The following is a 22449-nucleotide window of genomic DNA, read 5'->3' as shown; positions in this document are numbered from 1 at the left end:
GGTTTTTGGCTGGCATACACTATAACTAATGATTGCTTATTTTTTTATATTATACAATCTAGCTGCGTCTCAGCTTACTGGTTTCTCTGACTTGCATATTGAGCCAGTCATACCCTAAATCAGCAACGCCTAAATGCGAAACTTGGGTTAAGCTGCTAGATCTAGCCATGACTGTGCCAAAGCTCCAGGTCGCTAACCCAATCGCTTGAGGTATCGACAAATGAGCCATTCGTTGAGACACGATACATGACCAATCTTTGAGATGCTTATTGTTCAGCATTGAGGTTGTTTCCGCATTCGGAGTGTTTCGTTCGATTGCCTTGATTATCGCCCGTGACAAGAGCCGATCGCCCGTGACAAGAGCCGAGCCTCATCTGCTGGCGATCGTCAAAGTATCCCAAATGGGTTCCATACTACCTCCCTGTAAAAAACCTACACCTGTCAGCCCTCTCCCCCTCTCCCCTTCTCCCCCTCTAATACCATAAACAATCTAGGTGCACAACAGCTTATTAGCTCGTGTCCGGTGGATTCGTTGTTGTATAATTTCATACCGCTCGGCATGGCGGGTTCGCCAATACCTTTAATTTCCCAACCGCAAGTCGCTCAGTAGGGGCAAAGTTTATAGATACTTTGGATGTGAATGATATATGCAGGCGCCACGCGGCTCGTACAAATATAGCGGTTAATTTAGCCGACACCATTTAAGTGATTAACTGGGCTTGATAAGTTTTGCTCGCCAGCTTTCATTGTCTTGTTGTGTTCGAGGGGGGGAGGGGGAGAAAGTCCAATGCGGAGAGGATTATTGCTAGTTTTGATACGGAGAAATATACAATTTAAATGCACAACCGCTGATTAAGCGATGTGAAAACAATCAAAAAAGATTTGAGATTCTGAGCCGCCGACGTGCGGTCAATCTCAAATCTCAAATCGAATATTCTTGCTCAAAACGCCTTAATCCACGCTTTGAGGGTGACAGAATTCCATTAAAATTGCCTCGCCTTCGTCGCGCGAGTCCAATTCCTTCGCCATGCGCTCAACACGTTCGTCAGAAAGGAACAAGCGGCTAACTTTGTGCGGTACAAACCACCGATAGCGCTGCCACAAACAGATAGAGTAACGAAGGGCATCCGGCAAAGAGTAGGTGTAATTGCGCTGAATTGCCAAACCTGCCTTTTCGCCGGCTAGAGCCAATGTTTTTGGAGTGTAACCGATCAGATTGTAAGGATAATCGGTGCTGTGCCAGCGCCAGCCCAGTTGCCGCGCGTATGGGCTGTCCGCGTTCGGTACAGCCACCCAAATGTAACCGTTTGGAGCCAGCAATTGCCTCATGCAATCGAGTGTTTCTGCAGGCAAAGGCGTTGCTCCCAAAACGTGGGAACAGAGTATGACATCAAACTTTTCGTCAGTACCTTTTTCTGCAACGTATTCTTCTACAGTGCCGGTGAAAACATCGACACCGCATTTGCGGGCCGCTGCTGCTGCTGAGGAGCTAGGTTCAATTCCTGCTACTTCAACTCCGAGTTTTTTGAAGACTTGGATAATGGAACCTCCGCCGCATCCCACGTCTAACAGCCGCTTGCCTACAGGGATAGGAATGTGTCGGTATTCATTGAGTTTTTTGGCTTGTTTTACTACATCTTCTTCGTCTGGTACGTAAGTGTTGTAGCACTGCCAGCCCTCTGGGTAATAATCGCTCAGTTCATCCCATGTCGGGCGGGGATTGACAAATACTAAGCCACAATCTTCGCATCCGTAAACTGACCATTTAGGAGCCTCTTTTGGTTGGCGGGCTGTCCCGGCTGTGTACTGGAAGCTGATTTTTTGGGAGCTGCAAACAGGGCAATTTGTAAATTTTTGCATGGTTCAGTTTCAGAATTTGTACAGTTTCTAACACTTGCTAATGGCAGTTGATTCACCACAATTCATTACCATTAGTTGAGCTGGTAGAGTGCACGCCTGGAAGCAGATCGAAAACTAGGTTTCTTTGCAAATCTTTATTTGTAGATGCTCGGTTTGTAGATGCTCGGTTTGTTGGCGATCGACCCCCGATCGATCGGCGCTGTACAATTTTAGGTCTCAAGGGTTAGACTGAGAACGTAGCATTTGTTACCAAAAATACAACCGACGCTCAACAGACAATGATTGTCGGTAGCGTTTTTGCGGTTGCGCTGAATTCTTAGGAAAATACTAACTCACAAAATTAATGTTGCCAAGTAGATCTAATTATTTGCTCAAAAATAGTCGCGTGCCCGCGTCTCTTCTAGAGATGAAATCGATCGCGCCGTCAGCTTCTACTGTCGCAATAACGGGGACTGAGAACTATTTTTGTGCGGTGGATATCGAAATTGCAGCGGGTGCGATCGCTCAAATTATTCCATCAGGTACAGAACATTTATTCCCAATTGCAGATATCCCAATTGTTGATTTGTGCAACGGCTTAGTTTGGCCTTGTTTTGTGGATATGCACGCGCATTTAGACAAAGGTCACATTTGGGAACGATCGCCCAATCCCGATGGAACTTTTGCCAGCGCGATCGAAGCGGTAGGCGCTGATGCCGAAAAAAACTGGAATGCAGAGGATGTTTACCGGCGAATGGAGTTTGGCCTCAAGTGCAGCTACGCCCACGGAACCAAGGCTATCCGCACTCACATCGACAGCGCGGACGAACAGGGAACCGTTAGTTGGGGAGTATTTGAAGCGCTGCAAGCCGAATGGGGCGATCGGCTGATCTTGCAAGCAGTTTCCCTGGTTTCCCTCGACTATTACCTGACACCAGCAGGCGAAAAATTAGCCGATCGCATTGCCCAAATTGGCGGCAGTCTCGGCGGCGTCGCCTATATCAACCCCGACTTAGACAAACAACTCGATCGAGTTTTTGCCTTAGCCAAAGAACGAAATTTAAACCTCGACTTCCACACCGACGAAAACGACGATCCAGAATCAACAACACTGCGACAAGTAGCAAAAACCGCCATCCGCCATGAATTTTCCGGTCAAATTATCTGCGGACACTGCTGTAGTTTAGCCGTACAACCCTCAGATTTAGTAACAGAAACTCTGGAATTAGTCAAGGAAGCAAATATTGGCATTGTCAGCTTGCCGATGTGCAACCTTTACCTGCAAGACCGAGACTCTCAGCATACACCGCGCTGGCGGGGAGTGACGCTGCTGCACGAACTCAAAGCAGCCGGAATTCCCGTTGCAGTTGCTAGCGACAATTGTCGCGATCCGTTTTACGGATTTGGCGACCATGATGTTTTGGAAGTTTTTAATATGGCAGTCCGCATCGCTCATTTAGATAGGCCTTATGGAGACTGGCCCTGTGCAGTGACAAAGACTCCAGCCGATTTAATGGGATTGCCGAATTTAGGACGAATTGCAGTTGGTTTACCAGCAGATTTGATTTTGTTTAAGGCGCGGAATTTCAGCGAATTGTTATCTAGATCGCAGGGCGATCGCACAGTTTTGCGGCAGGGCATTAAAATTGATACAACTTTGCCCGATTACCGGGAACTAGACGACTTGTTACGAATTTAAATCTGACATTTTGCACCAATATCAAGAACAGGCAAGATGCCTGTTCCACAAAAGATGAATTTTCTTTGTACTCGTTACTAGGCTCTGCCTGGTAACGTATATCTGGAGGCTCTGGCTCCACTTTTCCTGACCGTAATGCGAGGCAGATCCTCTAGATATCGGTTCCCAGGCAGAGCCTAGGAACCAGTTAAACAGGCACTATAAATTATCAACAAACGTCCCTTCTCTTTTCTTCCTTCGCGTCCTTCGCGTCTTCGCGGTTCGTTCAAAAAAACATCTTTCACCAAGCATTTAGCATTGCTATCTTGTCAATTTTCAACTAATTTGATATAAATATAAAAGCTAATTTTATTGAGGATGTTTTAAGTGAAAGCAGTTATTTTATTGTCGGGAGGGCTGGATTCCTCAACAGTTTTATATCAAGCCAAAGCCGACGGCTGCGAGTGTTACGCTATTTCCTTTGACTACCAGCAGAGACATCGGCGGGAGTTGGAATCAGCAAGGGCGATCGCACTTGCTGCAGGTGTTAAGGCGCATCAGATAGTAAACTTTGACCTCACACTGTGGGGCGGTTCGGCTTTGACGGATAATGAGATGGAATTGCCGATCGATCGCACTCTGGGAGAAATGTCTCAAAACATCCCCATTACCTACGTTCCAGCTAGAAATACAATCTTTCTCAGTTTTGCCCTCGCCTACGCCGAAACCCTAGAAGCCGATCGCATTTACATCGGTGTCAACGCTTTAGATTATTCCGGCTATCCCGACTGCCGCCTCGATTACATCCAAGCCATGCAGGAAGTATTTCGGTTAGGAACAAAGCAGGGAAGGGAAGGAGAAGCTATTAAGATTGTAACACCTTTAATCGAACTTAAAAAAACAGAAATTATTCAATTGGGTAACAAGTTAGGAGTGCCTTGGGAGCAAACTTGGTCTTGTTATGCAGGCGGGGAAAATGCCTGCGGCGTTTGCGATTCTTGTCGGCTGCGGCTGGCGGCTTTTGAGGAATTGAGGTTAAAAGATCCGGTGCCTTACGCTTAAAACGCGGCGGCCCAGAAACCGGGTTTTTTCGAGTCTCTTCGCTTCCGCCCGCCGAAATGGTAAAAAACCCGGTTTCTAAGCATCGCAGCGGGTGGTGAGAAACCGGGTTTTTTTTCGAGAATAAATTACAGATGGCAGAAGCAGCAAAAAACCCGGTTTCTTTGGTTTTGAAAATTTAAAAAATTGATTGTTAGTTAATTTTGAATCAGCCGACTGCTTATTTAGCTTTCGGCTCATCCTCAACTTCCGATTGACCCTGGTCTTCCTGTTCAAACTTAATTTCATTTTGCAGCGAATTCAATGGAACTAAAAGCATATCAGCTATTTGCGATTGCCCTCTAGCCCTGTAGATATCTATCGCTTTCTGAAAATCTTCAACTCCCCCCTGTTTTTCTCCAATTACAGATCGAGGGAGCATCTCATATTTGTAAAAACACTTCTTCTGGCTCCTTCCTTCTTCCTCTTTCCTCCTGCCTCCTGCCTCCTGCCTTAAAACTCCAATTTCTAGCTTAACTGCAAAAGTGAGATGCTCCCCAGATCGAATACGATCACGGATAATATAAGCTTCTACAAAGTCAGGATTGAGATTAATTGCTTGAGTAAAAGATTCAGCAGCTTCCTTGTACAACCTTCTGCGACCGAGGTCGAATCCTTGTTGATAAAGTTCTTGAGCTTTCATTGTAATAATGATAGAATAAAAAACATAAATTACAGCACTTTTGCTGGCAAATTAGGTGCGATCAGAATCGGTACACGGCACTGCCGTGCCCCTACTCATTCATAGTTTACTCAATGGTGAAAATTATGTCTATTGAAGATCGCCGAGGTATTGAAACAATTGACAGAAACCAAAATCTAGTTCTCGTTCGGGCTCCTATTGAGTCAGTGGCGGAAAAATTTAGTAGGGCGAGACGTGCGGATGTTTGGGAACGGGATGTATACGATCGCGAAATCGAAATTACCGCCGAAAGCTATATTGTTTTTCAGTTCCGAGGACACCCTTGGACGATCGTTGAAAAACTGAGTTATAGGCCGGGTAGCCTTGTATTTGGAGAAGGAGATGCGATCACTCTTTCTAACTTCATACCCAGTCGCGCCATCTACTACAAATGCAGCGATACTTGCGGTTATATTGGTTATAACTGCTACGACAGAGGTGCATTTGCAGAGATGCTGTACTTTGAGGAAGAAATGGATCCCCTATTCCTCTCAGACTTTCGTGAGGTTAAAGCTGAGGACATTGACAGTGCCTTTCGCTTTACTTACGCTTTTATGGAGGAGCAAGATATCTATATCCCCTACGCATATTACGAAAATGTGAAGGTTGGCGATCGCATTAATTTGCGCCCCAAAGGCCCAACGTTAGATGATTTAGTACGCAGCGACTTCGAGCGAGTAGATTATCTAGGTATTCGCTCAAATATGCTCAACTAGAAAATTTTGCCTCACTACTCACCCCGCTATTCTTTCGCCCTTTTCCCACAATTTCCTCAGCCGCTGCAACTTCATCTAAAGCTCGATCGCCCGCAGCGTCTTCCAACAAGTGAATTTGAAGTTGATCCAACCGCGGCCCGCACACAGAAACAACCGTAAGTTCCACATTTTCGCCGCGCCAAACTTCCCCCACATCCGGCATTCTTTGCAACTGATAACTCAGAAAACCTCCGATTGTCTGATATTCGTCAGTTACTGGCAAATCCAAATTCAATATTTGATTCACATCATCTAAATTTAACTGCGCTTGCACCAAAAAAGTGCGATCGTCTAATACTTGCAAAGCAATTTCTTTGCTGTCGGGCGACTCGTAGCTGCGGCCGATAATTTCGGCAATCAAATCCCTCAGCGTCACTAACCCGGAAATGCCGCCAAATTCATCGACAACGATCGCAATTTCTTCCGACGAACTCTGCATCAAAGGCAGCAGTTCCCCCAGCAGCATCATCTCCGGCACAAACCTCACCGAACGCATCCAAGGTAAAATTGGCGTGTCGGGAGATAGCAAACCTTCAGCTAGGGGTTTCGCAAGTTGTTTGAAGCCAATAATGCCGATAATGTCGTCTAAAGAATCTCCCGTCACGGGATAGCGGGAATGGTGAGAAATCGCCATTTCGTCGAGCAAAGTTTGAAAGGTTGCCGTCTTGGGAAGTGCGACAATGCTAGGCCTCGGCACCATTACTTCTTCTACCCAAACTTCGCCAAATTCAAACACGTTGTTAAGCAGTTCTCGCTCTTCTGCTTCCAAGCCGCTTGATTCGCTGGAAGTAGCTATAATTAATTGCAGTTCTTCGGGAGTAACCGGTCGGTGTCTTAGGTCGTATTCGATGCCCGCAAACCGCAAAAGCGATCGAGTGGATTGATTGAGAAACGACACAAAGGGATTGAACAGACGGGAAATCAATAAACTCGGAGGCCCTAAACTTCTGGCTAGCTGTTCGGAATACAGTAACGCTACAGATTTGGGAAAGAGTTCGCCCAGTACGATTTGCACGTAAGCTAGCAACAAAAAAGTTACTATTGATATGCTAAAAGAATGGGCGATCGCAGACTTGATGTAAGTTGGCAGCGGCAAATAGCCGATCGACATTCTCACTAGCACGGCGATCGTACTTTCCCCAATCCAGCCGAGAGCTAAACTAGAAAGAGTGATTCCCAACTGCATTGTCGAGAGCAATCGCTCGATACTGTGCTGCAAAGATTGAACAGTTAGAGCTGCAACATCACCAGCATCCACTAACTGATTGATGCGCGAGCGGCGTACCGTCACCATCGAAAACTCAGCCGCCACAAAAAAAGCATTGATCGCAATCAGCAACAGCACTGACAGCAACCGCGACAGCAGCTCTGTCCAAGTCATCGCGGGTAAATCAGCTATTTCCTGCACTCTCGCCCCTAAAAGTGACACAATGCTCCCTAGAACAATTTTCTCGATCGATCGAACCTGAGAATCCGTCTGGAGGTTTTGCTCCTTTTGTTTTACTTGGCCACTGGAATGCCAGATATTTGCAACTGTAGTTTTTGACCTGGATAATCTGTCAGCGTCAGCGAAACTTCCTTAGCATTTTCCAGCAAAGCTGTGGGAATACTCACCGTACCGTAATACACCTGCCCGTTGGGGGGCAGTTCGGCCGGCAAATCCTCGGCAGTCGCGCTCAGGGCCCGGCCGCGATCGTCAGTGACGTTCAAGAAACTGTAGAGAAACCTCACAGCTTGGGAGCCTTCGTTTTTCATGCTCACGTCTAGCAGCATGGAGTTGCTGCGCTGACTGGCCGCGCTCACTTCCAAAGTTATTCCCCCGTCGCGACTGTTCAGGGGAAACTTGGCGCTGGCATTTTGTGCAGCGGGTTTTTTGGCTGTGGCTGGTTTAGAGCTTGCCTTGTCTGTTTTAGTATTTGCCCCGGCCGTTGTTTTTTCTGGATCGCGACCTTCTACCCGCGCTTTGACGGTTTTGAGAATGTCTTTTTCTTTCAAAATGCTCACTTGGTCTTTGCTAGCCACAGTTCCCTGCTTGCCGCTGCCAGCATTGTTGCTGGGGCGAATATCGGGTTGAGTCGTTCCTTTCAAGGCTTCGCGACCTATAGTAAATCCCCAAACAGAACTCGTCACGCCTGCTCCAAACATCAGAGCCAGGAGAACTAGAGTCAGCACTACCGTCGAATTCACTGCCATTGCCTATAATTTTATGCCGAGTCCTAGAAACTGCTTTGTCCGGTCGATCGGCTTGCCTAAGAGCGGCTAACAGGCGATCGGGGACTCAGCAGATCTAAAGATTTTGATTTTTGTTCTCTAGTTCTAGCACGGACTGAGAAATTATGTTATAATTCATTTTGAGTTAGGTCGAACAAATCGACTTAACGGCAGTTGGCCGAGCGGTTTAGGCAGCGAACTCATAATTCGCCCCAGGCAGGTTCAACTCCTGCACTGCCGATTTAAAATCAATCAAGACGCTCCCCCCGTGAACCCAAAACCGGGTTTCTTCCGTCGACGCATGGGAGGCGAGAAACCGGGTTTCTACGAATTTTTACGTTGAGTAACGATAAATATACGTAGAAACCCGGTTTCTGAGGTCGCAAGTGCGATCGCGGCAAACTAGACATTCGATCGACTCCTTGCTGAGATATCTTGGCTCCGCGCGCGTCCATCGCACTTGCGACCTCAGAAAATTATGATTCCGATGCCAAGGGAAACGATAAGTAGATCCACCTAATTAAACGAAAAATACGGATCGCGCTCAAGCTTGCTCTGTAAGTCTTCTACCTTCTACCTTCTACCTTCTACCTTCTACCTTCTACCTTCTACCTTCTACCTTCTACCTTCTACCTTCTACTTATCAACCCTTAATTAACTCCACTCCGTCCCGCCCGTCGAGCTCGTGAACGTAAACCTTAACTTGTTCTTCCTTTGCAGTCGGCAACTTTTTACCCGTAAAATCCGGCTGAATCGGTACTTCTCGGTGGCCTCTATCGACTAATACCGCCAACCAAATTTTCTCCGGCCGGCCGTAATCGTTTACCGCATTCAAAGCCGCTCGAGTCGTTCTGCCTTTATATATAACGTCATCTACCAACACCACAGTTTTGCCCGTCAAATCGAAAGGAATTTCTGTTTTAGCCGGTGTCCGCATCGCAACTCGATCCAAGTCATCTCGGTAAAAGGTAATATCCAAAGCGCCCACGGGTACTTTGACTTGTTCGAGGACTTCAATTTGATCGGCCAAAATTTGAGCTAAAGGCACTCCTCTACTATGAATGCCCAACAGCACTAAATCCGAGGGGTTCCCTGATTTTTCCACAATCTGGGAAGCGACGCGGGTGAGAGTGCGCCTCACTTCATCAGGCGATAAAATTTGGATAATTTTAGTCATTGGTTGCTGCGAGCTAATTGTTTGCTGTTGGCATATCGAACAATTTGAGATTTGAGATTTGAGATTTGAGATTGACTTGACAGATGAATCTGGGGGTTTGAACTCAGGTCAAAACTTTTTTTGCTGCTGTCGGTGGCGGATCTCTGTCTTCTGCTGGACTTACCTCGAACGGATGAAAAGCAGATGCTGCGATTGCAAGGCTTGGAGCGCAAACAATGACACAAATACGTTATTTATGCCTCCGGGACTGTTCGGGTAAGGCGATTAGTTAGCGGCTCAAACATAATAAGGTATAAAAAAGCAATGATAGTCCCAACCAAATCAGAAAGCAATACCGAGTTAATTGCAATGCTTGGCAAATTAGCGGCGCTGTGATGGGGTGAACCGGCTCGCCTAACAGCGGTTTGTGTTTGAGAACTCCGCGATAGGAATTAGTACCTCCTAGTTGCACTCCCAAGATGGCTGCGTAAACGCACTCGCTCCAACCGGAATTGGGACTGGCATCTTTAACAGCATCTCTCTGACAAATCTGCCAAATGTAAATCGGTTTGCCAGATATAAGGGCTAAAGTAATCACTGTTAGCCGACAAGGAATCCAAGTCAGCACGTCTTCTAGTTTGGCGCTAAACCATCCTAAATCAGTGTATGGCGCTTCTTTGTAGCCGATCGTAGAATCTAATGTGCTGGCTGCTTTGTAAGCGATCGCCAAGGGGACTATAGCACTCGCCCACATCGAGTTAGGATCGATCGGGGCAGCGGTAACACTTAATAATAGATGCGGCAGAGCGAACCCAAGTAAGGCATAAAATAGCGGTGCTGTCACGCCATCGACTGCATTCTCTGTTACAGTTTCTAACAATGCTCGCAGAATTTCTGGCTCGGATAAGTTTTCGGTATCCCGGCCGACGTAAAGGCTCAACCTTTCTCGCGCCTTGACTAAATCTCCAACATTTAAAGGTGCTAGCACATCCTCCGCAGCCGCCCTCAAACTGCGACCTGCAAAACAGCTTGCCAGCAAAATGGTCTGTATGGCAATACCTAAAAGAGGATGCACCCAACTAGCAGCTTGGACGATCGACCAACTGACAGTATAACTGCCTACAATCAGCCCGATCGCTAGTATTGTACCAGCACATCGTAGCAGCAGTTTGGGCCGATCGCCAGCGGGACGATCGCCTGCTTCAGGCATTTTGCCTGCGGGATTCTTCCATATATTAAAGACAAGTCGAGTATAGCGGTCGATCGCCCAACCCATCGCCTGCACGGGATGCGGCCAACCCCAAGGATCGCCGATCGAATAATCCAACACCGCAGCTAAAATCAAAACAGGAAATTCATCCGGCATCATTATATATTGTGTCAAACTTGATAGTCCATCAATCGATTTGAGATTTGAGATTTGAGATTTTAGATTAAAGAATTGAAGAAAGCGACCCCACCGATCGAGCCGGGGACTTGCGATGGGGAGCGAGGAGGTTGTTTCTCGCTCCACGGATGAATCCGGGGCCCGAACCATCTTCCTTGATTGTCAGAGCAGGAGCGATCGCCCCAGAGAGCAGCTTTTAACTCCTGCTACCATTGCGGACTTTGATTTTTTGAGGGGCGATTTTATAGTAGAAGGAAGAAGGAAGAAGCAATAAAGGCAAGGGTTTGAGCAATTCAAAACCTCATCGTCATCAGGCGTGGTTGCTATAAATGCTGAGATTACTTTAGTCGCGGAGCAAGTGTACGTTCTGCTCCCAATTAACACCGTCAAAGGGTAGCATTTGAAAGTGTTCGATGGCATCTGAGTCAAGACAGCGGACGTTGACATCGAAATGATCGGGATGCGATCGGGGGCGATAGAACGAGTGAATGCCACAAATTCGGCAGAAAGTATGTTGAGCAGTTCCTGTATTAAATGTATAGGTTGTCAAAACATCTTCGCCACGCTCGCAAGGTAAAACGTTCCGGCGGCACAATGAGGTGTAAAAATCCTTTCAGTTTACAGATAGAGCAGTTGCAATCAGATGCTTCGTGTTTGTCAACGGCGACACGGAAGCGGACAGATCCGCAGCGTGTGCCGCCAAAGTAGGTAACAAGTGTTGCGTCCATGTGTGCTTGCTGCCGATCGCATGAATGAACTTACCATTTAAATGATAAAGCTAGTTTCTTCCCCAAGAGCCGCTTGCCAACTGCGGACATCATAGTATAAGTCTTCGAGGGAAATACTGTACAGCGCTTCGGCAAGTTTTTTGTGCAATCGGTTCCACAAACTGAATGTTACCCAGTCCTCTGCTTGCGTCGAGTCGGGAAAATGTCGAGGTAAAGGTTCAATAGTTTCACCTACAGCCTCTAAGATTTGTCCTAAAGAGATTTGAGCGGGCTGGCGGGCTAATTGATATCCTCCTTGGGAGCCCCGAACAGATTGGACTAAACCGGCTCGTCGCATTTCAATCAACAATTTTTCTAGATACGGAGCCGGTAACTCCTGTCGCTTCGCTATCGATTTCACCGATGTCGGGCCGTAGCGAGGTTGCAAACTTAGATCCAGTAATGCTTTGACACTGTAGTGTCCGCGTGTGGTTAACTTCATGGGATTTTAAGAGCGGGGCAAATATTCAGCTAGCTGATAGCTGATAGCTTATGCTACCGAGTTTAGAGATTGCTCGCACCGGCTCCAGCTACTCCTCAAGAAAGACTGCAGGTTGTTAAAAATATTTAGATAATAGTGGTTAACAATTGAGCCGATCGGTGTAATATGGTTTTACGACCAGCTATAAAGCTAAAGTTTCTTGGTCAAACCAAAAACCAACCGAGAAAAAATCCGTACACCAGTTGAATATTTCAGGACTCAGTAAATGGCTAAAAAGAAAAATATCGAACCCCTTGAAGGCGAAGATCTGATCAAAAAGGTCAAAGACCTAGAGAACCTTACCAAGGAAGAAAAAGCTAGAGCCTGTGGCTACTACACCGTTACTAAGAACGGCGTAGAACGGGTCAACATGATGAAATTCCTGAATGCGCTGATTGATGCAGAAGGCATTCAGCTAGACGGGAAGCAAAACGGCAACGGACGCGGCGGACGCTCTGCCAGCTATCGGATTAGCGTTCAATCTAACGGCAACTTACTGATTGGAGCAGCCTACACCAAACAAATGGAACTCCAGCCGGGAGATGAATTTGAAATCTCTCTGGGACGCAAGCACATTCACCTGCGCCAAATCGATCGAGAAGAAGAAGTAGCCTAGGCCTTTACCAATTGCTTTGACTTCTTGCTTGAACTTCTTGCTTGAACTGGTTGGTTTGACTTCAAGCATTGACTGCAAGCAGAGAGTTGGCTCTGAAATCTTTCTGTGAGCCTAAAACAGTATGGCTTCTATAGATGGCAATGGCTGGACAAAAGCCACTGCCACTAATTTATATTTTCTGAGAATACCTATTCTCGCCCCTCGCTATATCCGTTTGGACAAGCGGGGGATTTTCCGCGTAGCTGTTAAAGAGAAGTTCGGCAACGGATGGTGTACCGGATGTAACGGATGTAACGCATGGATGTTCACCAAGGGATTGTATAGCGGATTTAACGGATGAATGTTGAGTTTCGATGGTCGAGGTTCCAGGCAAGAAGCAGGTTAGGTTGAGCTACGAAACCGAACAAAGCAAGAAAATGGCGGAGGTATTCTCAGCCAAGAGTGCGTAATACCAGTAAAAAAAAATGCAACTGTCGGCAAGCTCCAAAGCACGAGCTTCCTCATTCATCCCCAATTATTTAATCTAAAATCTAAAATCTAAAATTGTATAATTCTTGTGCTTGCTGCTGATTTGTGTCTGTGTGGGAGGGGTTTTGAGGACAAGGAAACACCTCGATCGCCCCTAAGTGAAATTACAGGCTGGAACAGTTAAAGTGTTAGGGAGCAATTAGTCACCAGCCTATGCCTTTGCCGGGATGGGCGAGCAAAACTTCTCAACACCAAATAAAAATCCCCCTGCGTCGCCTTCTAGCGGCCTGTTTTGTGCTGCAAATCGTCGCAGCAGTTGGGATTGTCGGGTATCTGTCTTTTCGCAACGGAGAAAGAGCAGTCCAAGAGCTCGCCCAGAAATTGATCGCGGAGACGGGGAAGAGAGTTGAAGAAAAGCTGACTTCTTTTCTCGAACCTATCCACTGGGTAAATCAACTTAATGCTGAAGCGATCGACCGTGCTGAATTAAACTTACAGTTAGAAAGGCTCCAGCCTCGGGGAGACAAGTTCCTCTGGCAGCAAATGCGATCGTTTAAAAGCATTCAGTGGATTTCCCTCGGTGCTGAAAAATCAGGAGAATTTCTCGGCATTTGGCGCAACCCTCACGACAACAGCTTGCAAATTGTCGCAGCTAACGAGTCTACCAACTCTCAGCAAATTTACTTCGCTACAGACAAAAGAGGCACTCGCACGGCCAAATTAAACGCAGAAGCGGGAACCTGCGATGCCCGCCTGCGCCCCTGGTACAAAGAAGCTGTCGCAGGTAACAAACCTATTTGGACGAGTATTGATCCGGGTTTTACTCCCGGGACTGTTTTAATTGCTGCCAGCCAACCGATGCGCGATCGAAATGGTAAATTGCTGGGAGTTAGTGCTGTAGATTTTTCGCTCTCGGAGTTTCAACACTATCTCCATCGCATCAAGCTTAGCAAAACGGGAGAAATTTTCGCGATCGAACGATCGCGCTTGCTGATTGCCAGTTTGAGTCAAGAATCACCCTTTAGAAAGATGTCGGGAAAGCAGCAAGCGCTATTAACTGAATATTTTAGAGAGCCAAACTCCCGTCCTTGGCAGCGCAACCGAGTATTTGTACGATCGCTTCGGGGGCTGTGGCGAGATTAAGCAGCAGCAGCAACTGAAATTTAGCCGAGACGGGCAAGAAAATTTTGTGGAAGTGCTGCTGTTTTCGGATAGTTACGGTTGAAACTGGCTGATGGCGATCGCAGTTTCCGCATCCGATTTCATGGCGGATATTAACACAAATACCCGCCCTAAAATTTTAGTTTGTGTGGCGGCGCTGCTGCTATCGACAATTGCCGGAGTGCTGACAGCTAGGTGGGTAACGCTACCGCTGCGGCTCAACGAAGCAGGTAAAGATATCGCCCCCAGAAAGTTCGATCGCGCTGTTGCTGTCAGTAGGCTCGATCGAGTCGGCGAATTAGCGCAGTCTTTCAACGAGATGGCACCTCAACTGAAAAAAGTTTTTTCCAGCTTTGGCACAAAGTGAAGAAAAATTTGCCTAACTGGTAGAAAATTTGCGGGTTGGAGTATCCGCGATGATTCCGGGCGGCGCATTTATTTTCATGAATGCGGCGCGAGAGCAAATAGTGGGTAGGGGATAAATGCCCGATGCTAGCGCCGAAGAGCTACCACAAGCCGATCGAACTTATATAAATTAGCGAACACTGTTCCCGGAGAAGTTTGCATAAGCTAATCCGCATTTAAATTGCATGGTAAAAGAAACTTTCACTCTTGTGGGGAGTAGGGGTTGGGCAAGAAATCCCGCCCTCAACATACAACAATTTAAATGCAGTACAGCTTACCCTATAAACTTGCTGTCGGGTGCGCAAGGCGCAACTAATGACTAATGACTGATGAATGATGACTAATCTTTATCTTTTCTGAGTTGTTTGTGTTGAGAAAAAACTCGACAGTTTTTGAGGTCAATAAACAACTGTTCTTCTTCATGCTTGTCTGACATATTTACTAAATTATACTGAACATTCTCTCCATAAATAGTTAGAGCAATTTGGCTAACTTCTAAAAAATTAATCAGCCACTGACATTCAGTATCCGAGTTATCTTGATAGTATTGAATTAATCGAGCACAACAAAGTTCAAAGTAGGTTCGGGAATGCGGTGAAATCAAAATTATTTTAAGAATTATAATTGCTAGTGTTAAAGGATTTAGTTGAGTTGCGAACAGTAGAAACAAGGCTGTTGGTTCCCCGGAATTTTCCACACTCAAACATTTGATTAGATAATTGCAAGTTCTGAGATGCAGGCCGCTCTTCAAAATTTCTCCGTCATTTTCTGGATGAAAAATATCTAAAATATTAATTATTTGTGATTGGTAAATATCTGTATGCAAAAATTTTACTTGGTAATCAAATAAATACTTAATTAGAGATTCCTTAAACTGCTTGTAGGTAATATTTTGACTCTGACTAAGAAAAATTTTTGCTAAGCTGCGATAGCTGAAGGCTCCTCGATTGACTAAAATTAGTTTGATTAAACGCAGGGCTTCATCTCCTAAAAGTGTGGGATTATGATAATTTTTTAATTGGGATGTGGCAGACTGAGAGCGAGAGGTATACATTGCTAGGTCAAACTTGTACTTTTCTTTGAGCTGCTGCGACAATACTCTGGCAGTTTGGCGTTCTTCGGGGGCGTTGTTAGCATCTAGATATTGAGCGGCCAGCAAATAAGGCTGATAGCGAGAAGTCCAGTGATTTTGTAGCGGCTGGTAGTCCGCGTACTTTAATACAAATAACTTGAGGTCTTCATAGTCTTTGCTGCTGAGAAAATTGGTCAGCCACACTCTCAGTATTTTGAGACAATTGTCTGGGTGTGGTTCGCTAAAGGTTCTCTCGCTAATAATTTTAATTAAGTCGCGAGCAAGTTGGTATTGTCTCTGAGTGATCCAGTTATTTAATAAGATGTAACAGCAGCGTTTAAATAAGTTGTTAAATTCTAGTTGACTGTCAAATTCAATTATTGCGTGTAAAGCTTGAATTAATTTGGGGTTGGCTGGAGGAATCAGGTGGATAAATATTTTTTTAAATTGCTGCAAAACTACTTCTGCTGTCGAGTTTTTGATGTGATATATAAAAAATTTGTAAACGATCTCTTGAGATGCTGAAACAGTCAGATCTGCATTGTTTAATTGAGCGGTTGGTTGAGGCGCGATCGCGTCTGGCAATATATGGTTTGTCAGATCAGGCAGAACTTTTGACTCTGTGGTTTCGGATTGAGAGAAAAAGTGCTGAGATTGCATAGCGTCCTCGCTCAGATGATCGATAAACTATTATAGTTACGATCCTTGATTTGCAGCTAATAATTTAGTGTTTGACTGGACTTTTGTGCAGCTAAAACAGTTAAGCCCCCCGATCGTCCTTTTGGTAAGGGGAAATCGAGGGGGTTAACTATTATTTGTCAAGTATCTGAGGACATCAAGCAGGGTTAGCTTGGGCTCGTTTTTGCAGCAGGCGGGCAATTTCAGCTTTTTCTACAAGTCCGACGAGGACACCGTTTTCCCGAATGACGGGGAGTTCTTGTACTTTTAGCTGTTCCAGAAGGGTGACGACTTCGAGGAGAGATAATTCTGGTTTGACTGTTGTGGAAAATTCGATCGGCTTCAGGAGTTCTTTAACTAAAACTTCGGGCCAGGTTCCGGTAGGAATGGTTTTGAGGTCGTCTAGGTCGATCGCCCCTACCAATTGTCCCGCATCGTCGGTAACTAAGAACCTGCGCCATGTTTGAGCCTTACCGATCACGTAATTGTTGGCAAATTCTCTGAGGGACAAGTCTTGGGAGACGATCGGGCTTTCGGGGGTCAAAGCATCTGCGGCTGTCAAGCCTGCCAGTTCATTTTGGACTGTGGCATATTGCGCAGATTGACCGGCATTTTGCAGCAAGAACCAACCGATTACTAGATTCCAAATATTGCCAAATATGCCTGTACCGATGGCGATCCAACCAATTATTTGACCGACGCGGCTGGCAAAAATTACACCTTTGTAAGGGTTGCCGGTAATTTTCCAGACGATTGCTTTGAGGATGTTGCCACCGTCGAGGGGCAAACCGGGAATTAAGTTAAATAAGGCTAAAGCTAAGTTGATGGAAGCTAAAAGTCCGACGATGGCGGCTGCGGGGCCTGTGAGACCGGCACCGATACCTATTGCTGCTAACAAACCGGATAAAAATAAGCTGACCAACGGGCCTGCAATGGCTACCCAAAACGCTTCGGCTGGGGTTTTGGATTCTCTTTCCAAATTAGCCAGTCCGCCAAACAGAAATAGCGAAATTGATTTCACGCCAATTCCCTGTTTGATGGCTACCCAACTGTGTCCTAATTCGTGGGCTAAGACGGAAGCAAATAACAGCAACGCTGTGAATAATCCCAGCATCCAGGGCGCTACGGGGCCCAATGCGGGAAACAGGGCAGCTAGTGCACCGCCGTACTGCCAGGTTACTAAACCCAGAACTAGGAACCAAGATGCGTTGACAAAGAAGGGAATCCCAAACAGGTTGCCGACGCGAAATGTACCGTTCATAATCGCTACCTCTGATTTTACGAATGAGAGGTTTTTCTCTCTGTCTCCTTATCGTAACGAAACGTAACGGCGATGTTAATGCTTCAATTAGGGTGTTATCCGTCTGTCGAGGTTCGGTTTGCGGAATAATCACCGGCGACTGCGGTTTGGCCGCCAGCGGTTAAAAATCCTTATCTCAAAACGGAAGTTCTCGCTATCAGGCTTGAGGAGGATATTTGTTTGAGTTTTCTGTTTTAGTTTTCAATGGGTTTTAACTCACCCCCAGAGCACCTCTGTCATGAACAGGCAAGATGCCTGTTCCACAACCGATGAATTTTCTTTTTGCACCTGTGTCATGAACAGGCAAGATGCCTGTTCCACAACCGATGAATTTTCTTGCTTGTGGGGAGTAGGAGTGGGGCATCCTGCCGGTCAGGAACAGGCAAGATGCCTGTTCCACAAAAATTAAATTTTATTGTGGAGTGTTGCTCATAGCCTGCCCGTAAAAGCCTGATTGAGAATGGTGCAACCTATGAGTTTCAAGCAGATTTAGCTATAATGACTTACCCTAAGGATAGTTTAGGTGCTAATAATTATGCCAGAATGTTTTTTGCTCGGTCGGCTGCTGCTGCAATTCAACAGCGAAGCGGCTGATATTATTACAGACTTATCCGCTGTTGCTTTAACTCCCGATGGCAATTTGTGGCTGGGTTCCGATGAGACGACTTCGATCGAGCGTTTGTCACCTGTTGCGCCTCATATTTTTGGAGAACATCAAAGATTTGCGATCGCAGATTTTATCGCTCTATCTGGAGAATCCGAAATCGATATCGAAGGAATTGATTTCTGCAGCGATTATCTTTGGGTGGTTGGTTCTCACAGCACAAAACGCAAAAAAGCTAAAGGTAAAAACCCCGAAAAAGACATTCAAAGATTAGCACAAATCGAGACAGAAGTCAACCGCTATTTGCTGGCGCGCATTCCTATGAAAGACGGGATGTTGTGCGAGTCAATTTCTCATCCAGACAATCAAAGGGAACAGAAAGTTGGATGCCTTCAGCGGACTGAAACGGGCAATTTGCTGACAGACGCGCTCAAAGATGACAGCCACCTCGGTCTATATTTATCTGTGCCGATTCCGAGTAAAGAAAATGGCTTTGATATTGAAGGGTTAGCGGTGCGGGGCGATCGCATTTTCCTCGGTTTGCGGGGGCCGGTGCTGCGGGGTTGGGCGATAATTTTAGAGATAGAAGTTGAAGAGGCCCAAGCGGGAGTTTTAAGGCTGAAGGCGATTGGGGAAGGAGGGAAATTGTACAATAAACATTTTGTTGATTTAAACGGTTTGGGCGTGCGAGAATTGTGCTGGAACGGGGAAGATTTGATTGTTTTAGCCGGGCCGACGATGACTTTATCGGGGGCGATGAGGGTTTTTCGGTTAAAGGGAATTTTAGGGCGATCGAACGACAGTATTACTGGGCAAGATGGGGGAGATTTGGAGGTATTGTTTGACTTGCCTTTTAAGGTGGGTACGGACAATGCTGAGGGGTTGTCGCTGTTTCCGTATTTGGGGGGGCAGAATTCGCTGTTAGTTGTTTGCGATTCGCCGGATGCGGGGAGAATGGTTGAGGGAAATTCTATTTATGCGGATATTTTTAGGTTGGGTTTGTAATAGTAGGCTGCGTCAGGTAGCGTGATTTTTGCAATAATGAATCATCAATGAACTGATATCAACTCCGGTAGCATCGGAATTAATATTACCCACAGTCAGGACACGGCAATGCCGTGTCCCTACCACAATTAATTGTAGGGACACGGCAGTCAGGACACGGCAATGCCGTGTCCCTACCACAATTAATTGTAGGGACACGGCAATGCCGTGTCCGAACTATCATTCCGATGCAACCGGAAACGATATGAGGCAGCATACCAGTGGGAAAGTGCCTCAACTAGCGGGATTTTTGCGATATGAATCAGCGATTAGCTGACGCAGCGTACAAATAGGGTTAATTGTCTGCCACATCCCTTCGCTGCTGGCTGTACCGTTTCAATTCATCAATTAAGTGAGTATCGTTAGAAGCTGTTCTCGCGCCGGCTTCCGCCGCCCACCGTTTCAAATCTTCAATTTGCGATCGGGCGATCGCAGCTAAAGGTACTGTATCCTCGATCGACCTCAAAATATCCTCCGTCATCAAATCCCGGCGCTGTCCGTTTACAAACGTTCCAAAGGCTCGGTACAATCCATCTATTACCACTTGCTCGATTTCTGCACCGCTAAAATTATCAGCGCACTTCGCCAAAACCCCCAAATCAAACTCGCGCAATCTAGTAGGCCGCAAACGCTGCAAATGCACTTTAAAGATATCTTGCCGTTCCGATTCTGAGGGCAAATTCAAAAAGAAAATTTCATCAAACCTGCCCTTTCTCAGCAACTCAGCCGGCAAAATCCGCACGTTATTTGCAGTTGCCACAATAAACACCGGACTGGTTTTTTCCTGCATCCAAGTAATCAAACTACCGAATACCCGGCGCGAAGTTCCCGAATCGCCGTCGCTACCGCTGATAATGTTGCCGAAGGCTTTGTCTATTTCATCGATCCACAAAACGCAAGGTGCGATCGCCTCTGCTAATTGTATCATTTGCCTGACGCGGCTTTCGCTTTCCCCGACCACGCCGCCAAACAATCTCCCAGTATCCAATCGTAGCAGCGGCAAACGCCATTCGCAAGCAATAGTTTTCGCAGATAAAGATTTGCCCGTTCCTTGAATTCCTACTAACAAAACTCCTTTTGGATTCGGTATACCGTAGCGGCGCGCTTCGTCAGTAAAAGCATCTTGCCGCATCTTTACCCACTGTTTCAAATTTTCCAATCCGCCCACACTTTTCAGGGATTCTCTGGAGTTGAAAAACTCCAAAATTCCCGTTTGGCGAATTGCTTGTTGTTTCTCCTCCAAAACTCCGTCAATATCTGACTCGTTAATTTGCTGTTTGGCGGCCAAAGCTTTAGCCAAAACCCGCCCGATTCTAGCGCGGCTCAAACCCTGACAAGCTTTAACCAACTGTTCCCTTGCTAAACCGCTAACTTGCAACTGTTGCGGCTTTTCCAGAACGTGGGAAATTAAACTGTCGATTTCTTGGACGTTGGGCAAAGGAAAATCAATTACTGTTACTTCTTCTTTCAGTTCCTCCGGTAATTCCAGCGTGTGAGAAGTAAGAACTATAGTTTTTTTGCTGCGCTTCAATTCCCGCGTTAAATTCCGCAATTCTCGCACTACCGCCGCGCTTTTTTCGCTGTATGGATATTTCAAAATTGGGTGCAAATCCCGCAGGACAAATATGGTATATTCTTCCACAGCAGTTTTGCTGACGCGATCGAGCGCCGCCATTACCGAACCTTTCCCAGAACCGTTATCCTCCCAGCCGCGCACGAGATCCCAGAACAATACTCGGCGCGCGGGAGTTACTTGCAGCGCTACTTGGGCAATTACGGCTTCGACCGGTTCCTCCTCCGCGCCGACAATGTACAGCAGGGAATAGCGGGCGCGAATCATCAAATCTAGTCGCTTTACCAGTGCCTCGAAATGGTTATTTTTACTGCCATTGACGGCATCTAGTTCTTTGGGGTAGGGGTAATTTTCTGTCATTTTATTTGATATTTTAGAGGTAAATTAAAATTTATTATTAAATATTTTGTTCGCAGTCAGGATTTTAGTCCTTAAAATGATTTAACCCAACTAAAGGTTTGTAGTAAGGAGGTTATTCCTTAACAACTATTTAAGCGGACTAAATTCCGTACTGCAAACGTTAAAATTATAACAGAATAGTAGGCAATTGACTACTTAGCAACTTTTCGAGCTTGTTTCACCATTTCAATGAGAGTGTGGTGAGCATCTTCGGCGTCTTTTAAAGTGCGATCGAACTTAACTCTGACAGGCACTGTTTCGTCGTTGACTTTAGCGGTTAAATCCATGCCGTTAGCATCAATAGCGAGCATTTGAGCTTCCGTTGCCTGCGGTTGGTCGCCAAATGCTTGAGCGTACAGCACTACAGCACTAGCGTGGTCTTCGTTCATGTGAGTGCAGATGCGATCGCTAATCTCAGTAGAAAACTGTTCTGACATGGGGAGATTCCTCAGATGCAATATCGATCGATTGTACTGCGATCGGTACAAAGTTTTCAATAGCCAGGAATTGCCTCAATAGTTATGAGGGATAAATAACTAAATTATATCCGCGTTAATCGGCGTTCATCTGCGGTTAAACAATCAAATTATTCAACTATAATGATAAAGTATTACTTTTATAATATAGGATACTCACATGAACAACTCTAGCGCTTATATCGAACTACTCAAAACATTTCCTCCCCGACATATAACGGCTGAGAAGAAATTAATGGCAACTCAAAAAGCGATCGATTCTCTGTTGGACAAAGGCGAACTGACTCCTGACGAACGCGACTATCTAAACGTACTTGGAACTCTGGTTTATGAATACGAGCAAACTTGAGAACCCATACCTGACATTTATGGGATAGAACTGTTAAAAGCTTTGATAGAAGAATTTGACCTGAGACAAAAAGACCTAGTTCCTATTTTTTAAACCGAGTCTATTGTCTCAGATATCCTCCATGAAAAGCGTCAACTTACAACAGAACACATACAAAAACTTGCAGAGTTTTTTAGCATCTCGCCGGCTGTTTTCTTTCCAGTGCATCAAGTCAAAACAACTGCTTGAATTTCCAATGCTTCCCCTTGTA

The 22449-nt window shown here is 45.9% G+C and carries 22 protein-coding genes and 1 tRNA gene; 10 read left to right on the top strand and 13 right to left on the bottom strand.

The window, feature by feature from the left end; genetic code table 11:
* Positions 1–58 precede the first annotated feature (58 nt).
* Together QUA99_RS10945 and QUA99_RS10940 are read right to left on the bottom strand one after the other, a co-directional pair.
* On the bottom strand, positions 59–280 hold the full coding sequence (locus tag QUA99_RS10945; RefSeq protein ID WP_333236121.1) for a hypothetical protein: 222 nt from the start codon (positions 278–280) through the stop codon (positions 59–61).
* Between the two features lie 671 nt (positions 281–951).
* Positions 952–1860 (bottom strand): class I SAM-dependent methyltransferase, encoded by a 909-nt coding sequence (locus QUA99_RS10940; RefSeq protein ID WP_333236120.1) that lies wholly within the window; start codon positions 1858–1860, stop codon positions 952–954.
* A 343-nt stretch (positions 1861–2203) separates the two neighbouring features.
* On the opposite strand from QUA99_RS10940, the gene QUA99_RS10935 reads away from it, so the two are divergent.
* Complete coding sequence (locus QUA99_RS10935; RefSeq protein ID WP_333236119.1) at positions 2204–3538, top strand: cytosine deaminase; 1335 nt, start codon at positions 2204–2206, stop codon at positions 3536–3538.
* Between the two features lie 366 nt (positions 3539–3904).
* Positions 3905–4579, top strand: a complete 675-nt coding sequence (gene queC, locus QUA99_RS10930; RefSeq protein ID WP_333236118.1) for a 7-cyano-7-deazaguanine synthase QueC — start codon at positions 3905–3907, stop codon at positions 4577–4579.
* A 217-nt stretch (positions 4580–4796) separates the two neighbouring features.
* Here queC and QUA99_RS10925 read toward each other — a convergent pair whose 3' ends face one another.
* Complete coding sequence (locus tag QUA99_RS10925) at positions 4797–5258, bottom strand: hypothetical protein (RefSeq protein ID WP_333236117.1); 462 nt, start codon at positions 5256–5258, stop codon at positions 4797–4799.
* A gap of 125 nt (positions 5259–5383) precedes the next feature.
* Here QUA99_RS10925 and QUA99_RS10920 point away from each other — a divergent pair, with 125 nt between their 5' ends.
* Entirely contained in the window at positions 5384–6013 is a 630-nt protein-coding gene (locus QUA99_RS10920; RefSeq protein WP_333236116.1) for a hypothetical protein, read from the top strand.
* Here QUA99_RS10920 and QUA99_RS10915 read toward each other — a convergent pair.
* A complete protein-coding gene (locus QUA99_RS10915) occupies positions 6006–7481 on the bottom strand; it encodes a hemolysin family protein (protein ID WP_333236115.1) in 1476 nt (491 codons plus the stop codon). The two genes, QUA99_RS10920 and QUA99_RS10915, sit on opposite strands and share 8 nt — an antisense overlap.
* 71 nt (positions 7482–7552) lie before the next feature.
* On the bottom strand, positions 7553–8245 hold the full coding sequence (locus QUA99_RS10910) for a hypothetical protein (RefSeq protein ID WP_333236114.1): 693 nt from the start codon (positions 8243–8245) through the stop codon (positions 7553–7555).
* A 186-nt stretch (positions 8246–8431) separates the two neighbouring features.
* On the opposite strand from QUA99_RS10910, the gene QUA99_RS10905 reads away from it, so the two are divergent.
* Positions 8432–8504: transfer RNA gene (locus QUA99_RS10905), tRNA-Ile, on the top strand.
* Between the two features lie 402 nt (positions 8505–8906).
* On the opposite strand, the gene pyrR is transcribed toward QUA99_RS10905, so the two are convergent.
* The 4 genes from pyrR to QUA99_RS10885 form a co-directional block, all read right to left on the bottom strand.
* Positions 8907–9440, bottom strand: coding sequence for a bifunctional pyr operon transcriptional regulator/uracil phosphoribosyltransferase PyrR (gene pyrR / locus QUA99_RS10900; protein WP_333236113.1), 534 nt, complete (start codon positions 9438–9440; stop codon positions 8907–8909).
* Between the two features lie 268 nt (positions 9441–9708).
* The gene (gene cbiB / locus QUA99_RS10895; RefSeq protein ID WP_333236126.1) at positions 9709–10788 is read right to left on the bottom strand and encodes an adenosylcobinamide-phosphate synthase CbiB; all 1080 of its coding nucleotides are present in this window, start codon (positions 10786–10788) and stop codon (positions 9709–9711) included.
* A 361-nt stretch (positions 10789–11149) separates the two neighbouring features.
* Positions 11150–11356, bottom strand: a complete 207-nt coding sequence (locus QUA99_RS33100) for a hypothetical protein (RefSeq protein ID WP_445250999.1) — start codon at positions 11354–11356, stop codon at positions 11150–11152.
* 215 nt (positions 11357–11571) lie between these two features.
* Positions 11572–12015, bottom strand: a complete 444-nt coding sequence (locus QUA99_RS10885) for an Rrf2 family transcriptional regulator (protein ID WP_242722676.1) — start codon at positions 12013–12015, stop codon at positions 11572–11574.
* Between the two features lie 265 nt (positions 12016–12280).
* On the opposite strand from QUA99_RS10885, the gene QUA99_RS10880 reads away from it, so the two are divergent.
* The 4 genes from QUA99_RS10880 (at position 12281) to QUA99_RS10865 (ending at position 14666) form a co-directional block, all read left to right on the top strand.
* Complete coding sequence (locus tag QUA99_RS10880; protein ID WP_333060228.1) at positions 12281–12670, top strand: AbrB family transcriptional regulator; 390 nt, start codon at positions 12281–12283, stop codon at positions 12668–12670.
* Positions 12671–12791: 121 nt separating this feature from the next.
* On the top strand, positions 12792–13010 hold the full coding sequence (locus tag QUA99_RS10875; RefSeq protein ID WP_333236112.1) for a hypothetical protein: 219 nt from the start codon (positions 12792–12794) through the stop codon (positions 13008–13010).
* Positions 13011–13351: 341 nt separating this feature from the next.
* Positions 13352–14281: a cache domain-containing protein gene (locus QUA99_RS10870; protein WP_333236111.1), complete on the top strand. Its 930-nt coding sequence runs from the start codon at positions 13352–13354 to the stop codon at positions 14279–14281.
* 91 nt (positions 14282–14372) lie between these two features.
* The gene (locus QUA99_RS10865) at positions 14373–14666 is read left to right on the top strand and encodes a hypothetical protein (RefSeq protein ID WP_333236110.1); all 294 of its coding nucleotides are present in this window, start codon (positions 14373–14375) and stop codon (positions 14664–14666) included.
* A gap of 378 nt (positions 14667–15044) precedes the next feature.
* Here the strand turns inward: QUA99_RS10865 and QUA99_RS10860 are convergent, their stop codons facing one another.
* Together QUA99_RS10860 and QUA99_RS10855 are read right to left on the bottom strand one after the other, a co-directional pair.
* The gene (locus QUA99_RS10860) at positions 15045–16436 is read right to left on the bottom strand and encodes a hypothetical protein (RefSeq protein ID WP_333236109.1); all 1392 of its coding nucleotides are present in this window, start codon (positions 16434–16436) and stop codon (positions 15045–15047) included.
* Between the two features lie 175 nt (positions 16437–16611).
* Positions 16612–17715 carry a site-2 protease family protein gene (locus QUA99_RS10855; protein WP_333236108.1) on the bottom strand — a complete coding sequence of 368 codons (1104 nt, stop codon included), beginning with the start codon at positions 17713–17715 and terminating at the stop codon, positions 16612–16614.
* Positions 17716–18289: 574 nt separating this feature from the next.
* Between QUA99_RS10855 and QUA99_RS10850 the strand changes: the two genes are divergently transcribed.
* The gene (locus QUA99_RS10850) at positions 18290–19363 is read left to right on the top strand and encodes a DUF3616 domain-containing protein (RefSeq protein ID WP_333236107.1); all 1074 of its coding nucleotides are present in this window, start codon (positions 18290–18292) and stop codon (positions 19361–19363) included.
* Between the two features lie 334 nt (positions 19364–19697).
* Here QUA99_RS10850 and QUA99_RS10845 read toward each other — a convergent pair whose 3' ends face one another.
* Positions 19698–21335 (bottom strand): AAA family ATPase, encoded by a 1638-nt coding sequence (locus QUA99_RS10845; protein ID WP_333236106.1) that lies wholly within the window; start codon positions 21333–21335, stop codon positions 19698–19700.
* Between the two features lie 191 nt (positions 21336–21526).
* A complete protein-coding gene (locus QUA99_RS10840; protein WP_015179388.1) occupies positions 21527–21811 on the bottom strand; it encodes a DUF2470 domain-containing protein in 285 nt (94 codons plus the stop codon).
* A gap of 199 nt (positions 21812–22010) precedes the next feature.
* Between QUA99_RS10840 and QUA99_RS10835 the strand changes: the two genes are divergently transcribed.
* Positions 22011–22199, top strand: coding sequence for a transcriptional regulator (locus QUA99_RS10835; RefSeq protein WP_333236105.1), 189 nt, complete (start codon positions 22011–22013; stop codon positions 22197–22199).
* The last annotated feature ends 250 nt before the right edge of the window (positions 22200–22449 follow it).

Source organism: Microcoleus sp. F10-B2 (assembly GCF_036704965.1).
Classification (GTDB): Bacteria; Cyanobacteriota; Cyanobacteriia; order Cyanobacteriales; family Microcoleaceae; genus Microcoleus.
Note: the sequence above shows the minus strand (reverse complement) of the source record. Positions and strands in the feature narration are given on the sequence as shown.